The organism is Microcystis sp. M_QC_C_20170808_M3Col (assembly GCF_007095505.1).
Lineage (GTDB): Bacteria > Cyanobacteriota > Cyanobacteriia > Cyanobacteriales > Microcystaceae > Microcystis.
Genome location: NZ_SFBY01000459.1, coordinates 1 through 3774 on the forward strand (window position 1 = coordinate 1; position 3774 = coordinate 3774).

Annotated in this window: 4 protein-coding genes and 1 tRNA gene; 4 read left to right on the top strand and 1 reads right to left on the bottom strand. The window is 39.6% G+C overall.

All coding sequences use genetic code 11. From position 1 onward, the window contains the following. Together EWV84_RS21020 and EWV84_RS21025 are read left to right on the top strand one after the other, a co-directional pair. On the top strand, positions 1 to 1059 hold a 1059-nt coding region (locus EWV84_RS21020), incomplete at its 5' end, for a hypothetical protein (RefSeq protein WP_287079850.1). A gap of 134 nt (positions 1060 to 1193) precedes the next feature. Continuing rightward, positions 1194 to 1466 (top strand): AbrB/MazE/SpoVT family DNA-binding domain-containing protein, encoded by a 273-nt coding sequence (locus tag EWV84_RS21025; protein WP_287079853.1) that lies wholly within the window; start codon positions 1194 to 1196, stop codon positions 1464 to 1466. 373 nt (positions 1467 to 1839) lie between these two features. Here the strand turns inward: EWV84_RS21025 and EWV84_RS21030 are convergent, their stop codons facing one another. Continuing rightward, on the bottom strand, positions 1840 to 2226 hold the full coding sequence (locus tag EWV84_RS21030; RefSeq protein ID WP_286824992.1) for a DUF4359 domain-containing protein: 387 nt from the start codon (positions 2224 to 2226) through the stop codon (positions 1840 to 1842). Between the two features lie 101 nt (positions 2227 to 2327). On the opposite strand from EWV84_RS21030, the gene EWV84_RS21035 reads away from it, so the two are divergent. Both EWV84_RS21035 and EWV84_RS21040 read left to right on the top strand, forming a co-directional pair. Continuing rightward, positions 2328 to 2400, top strand: a tRNA-His gene (locus EWV84_RS21035). A 1020-nt stretch (positions 2401 to 3420) separates the two neighbouring features. Next, positions 3421 to 3636: a PEP-CTERM sorting domain-containing protein gene (locus EWV84_RS21040; RefSeq protein WP_287079856.1), complete on the top strand. Its 216-nt coding sequence runs from the start codon at positions 3421 to 3423 to the stop codon at positions 3634 to 3636. The last annotated feature ends 138 nt before the right edge of the window (positions 3637 to 3774 follow it).

The following is a 3774-nucleotide window of genomic DNA, read 5'->3' on the forward strand; positions in this document are numbered from 1 at the left end:
GAAAATTTCCCGACCTCAGTAGGATTAATTGGTTTACGAGATGTGCGAGATTATAAAGTAGCATCTGGTGGTAGTGATAGATTAAATACATCTAGTCCTTTTAATATCAAAGTTGCTTCCCTGACTATGCGAAATTTTAATCTTGCAGAAGTGGGAGAATTATATCAACAACATACAACAGCAACAGGACAAATTTTTACACCAGAAGCAATAGAAACATCTTTTGATTTAACTCAAGGACAACCTTGGTTAGTCAATGCTTTAGCTAAAGAAATTGTAGAAAAAATGGTAAAAGATAGAAACATTGCTATTACTAAAGAACACATTTTAACAGCCAAAGAAATATTAATTGCTCGTCAAGATACTCATTTAGATAGTTTAACAGAACGGTTAAGAGAACCAAGAATTCAAGCCATTATTGAACCGATGTTAGCAGGTTTAGAATTAGGAAATATACCTAATGATGATATTCAATTTGTCATTGATTTAGGATTATGTAAAATGCACCCTTATGGAGGATTAACTATTGCTAATCCCATTTATCGGGAAGTTTTACCCAGGTTATTAACTGTGACACCAATGGCTTCTTTACCCATGATTGCACCCACTTGGTTAACCCCAGAAGGTGAATTAAATCTAGCTGCTTTATTAACAGCATTTCTCAAATTTTGGCGACAACAGGTCGAACCATTATTAGGTAGTACTGGATATCATGAAATCGCTCCACATATTGTATTAATGGCTTTTTTACATCGTGTGGTTAATGGTGGGGGAGTTTTAGAAAGGGAATATGCAATTGGTAGTGATAGAATGGATTTATGTCTGAGTTATAAAGATGTAATTTTAGGGATTGAATTAAAAGTATGGCGGGATAAAAAACGCGATCCTCAAGCTGATGGAATTGAACAATTAGAATCTTATTTAGGGCGTTTGGGGTTAGATTTTGGTTGGTTATTTATCTTTGATAGGCGGAAAAATGCTTTACCAATGGAAGAAAGGTTATCAACTGAGGTGGTGGTGACGGAAAATCAATATAGAATTACTGTGATTCGGGCGTGAGTGTTTTGTGATTCGGGCGTGAGTGTTTCCAAAACTCACTGTTTGCGTTACATTGCATTAACGCACCCTACAGGATTAACTTTTAGAATTTTTGCTAAACTAGAAATAGGTAGAAAACAAGGAAATATAAAGTTATGACAGTTGCTAATTCATCACTTTCTCAACAATACATACTTGATATTGAACTAGAAGGACGTTTAACTTTCCCCCAAGAAATCCAACAAATTCTTAATTTAGAATCTGGGGATAGATTAATCTTAACTCTGGAAGATAGCGGCAAACTCCAATTAGTCAGCCTCAAACAACAAGTTAAAAAATTAAGAGGTTTCTTAAAAGATAAATCACCTGATAGAAATTTAGTAGATGAACTTATTCAAGAATGCAGACAGGAGTATTTAAGTGAATAAATCTGTGTTAGATGCTGCTGCCTTTTTAGCTTATCTTAGAGACGAACCAAGAGCAGAAATTGTAGAAAATGCCTTGATTAATAGGTGTTATATCAGTATTATTAATTGGGTAGAGGTATGATCAAAAATTGTTGATTTAGGAGAATCTCCAGAGGAAGTTATTAAACGATTGAGAGGTGAAGGATTATTAGAGAATAGTCTAGAAATTATTGCTTGTAATGACGATAAAAAAATGGGGGATCACCTTGGGGCTGTTTGGTGCTTTATCGAAAAAATCGGGTCTAAAACCGCGCCTTAAGGCGAAAAGTTTTTGGAGCGGGGCATAAATCCCCGTTACAAAAGCGGCCTCCTGCCGACCGCCTCCGTTAACTGACTACAATTCTAAAGCTTCGTAGATGTATAATTTATTCAAAAAACCGACGGTGCTGAAGTGATAACTAGGCAAAGGGGGAGGGAACCATAATTCCGTTTGATAAACGCTGAAAATGACAAAATTCTTTCTAGTGGTGTTAGTTGCGATCGCTTCTTGTAAAAAAGGATGACCCGTATCCACCAACATTTTACAGTAACCCCGCAAGAGAGCCTGCACCTCGATGGAAGCTTGCGCCCGAGCGCAGACATTATCCTTAAGATAGCTAGTTAACCTCTGGGAAGCGTATTGTTCGTAATCTTGACGATTGGGGTTAGTTGTCAGCAATATCCCCGCAATTCCCCCTAAAACCACTCCTAACACCATTCCCCCTAACCGCGCCAATTTCATAAGCTCTCAAATCATCACTCACTTACCCTAACCATAGCCCGAATTAGGATAAAAAACCTGTTGTCAACGATTCGTTTTCTGGTATAGTAGATATGTGTAAGGCGAGCGTAGCCAAGTGGTTAAGGCAGTGGATTGTGGTTCCACCACTCGGGGGTTCGAGTCCCCTCGTTCGCCCTCTTTTTAAGGATCGCTGATGGTTAGGCTTTGAGGGAGTCGATTGGCACTTACCCGCTCAAATTCTCAATCAATTCGTTAACCTCAAAATGGTTTTTTTGTACTGATAAATTTCGGGGAGAACGGTCAATGTGTTGGCTAAACCGTATTTGAGGCAATTGAGCAAGTTTTCGGTTCCAGAAATGAGCCAACGGCGAGTAATTACCGAAAAATTGGGTTGAAAGCCTCGCCCTTTGAGGGCGACTTTATATGATCTATGATATTCAGAATAGGGGGCCGGGTAAGCAACCGCTTAAAAAACCCAGTCATCAACCGTAGAGATGAACGCACCTTGAAAACTAGAGTTATGGGGTTCTATAGGGGAATGCTCCTATAGGTAAAAATTCTCAGCACCAAGTACCAGAGAAACCAAGTATTTTAGAGGTTTTGAACTGTATCGTAGGGGACCCCGAGAACAGGCTTCTGTAAGGTCGCGAAAGTCTGAGGAGAGAACCACCGCTGGGTGGGATTTCGCCAGGAATCTAATTCAAGTCCACATCGTTGAGCCAGAAATTCTCAGCAGTGATGCTAGAAGAATCCACGTCCGTTTACGGCGTGGGGAGTGTCAAATCATCGCTGACATAAACCTGATATCATACAAACGTATCCCAATTATTTTTGGAGTTTTCTCATGTTTAGTTTAGCAAAACTTATTGATTTTCGGGGGGGGTAAAGCCTAGCTTATTAATAGCTGGTGCTATTCTTACCGCTTCCATCCCTTTTCAATCAGCCCAGGCTGCTAGTTTTAAAACTACATTCACTTTTTTGGGTGGAGAATCCCCTTCATCTTCTGGAACAGCTTATTTTACTGTGAATGATAGCGCAATTAGTGCGATCGGACCTAGTAGTTTTGGGGATGTTTTTCCAGATGTTACCGCATTTACTGCTACCTTTACCGGTCTATCTACAAGTCCAACGACCACGACTTTTAGTTTAGCGGATTTAGGGGCACTTGTTATACAAACTGATGCTAGCACCAATGTGAATAGTGCCGTTTATGCCACTATAGCTAATGCTGATGGATACGGGACGGCTTCCTTCGCCTTTGGTTTTCAATTACTCATTTCGCCTACGGGTAATCTTACCTTCTATGTATCCAATACAAGCCAAGTACCAGTACCCGAACCGAGCGCTGTCCTCAGCCTTCTTGCATTGGGTGGTTTAGGACTCGTTTCCCTGAAACGCAAACAAAACTAACCGTTACCGAAATTTTGGTTTAAAGCCCCGTCCTTTTAGGACGGCTTTTTAAACTATAGCTTGTTAACTTAACTTTTATTGTGCTATACTGATTTTATCTAAGTACCCCGTGGGTAAAATGTTTGTCTTAGAGTTTAA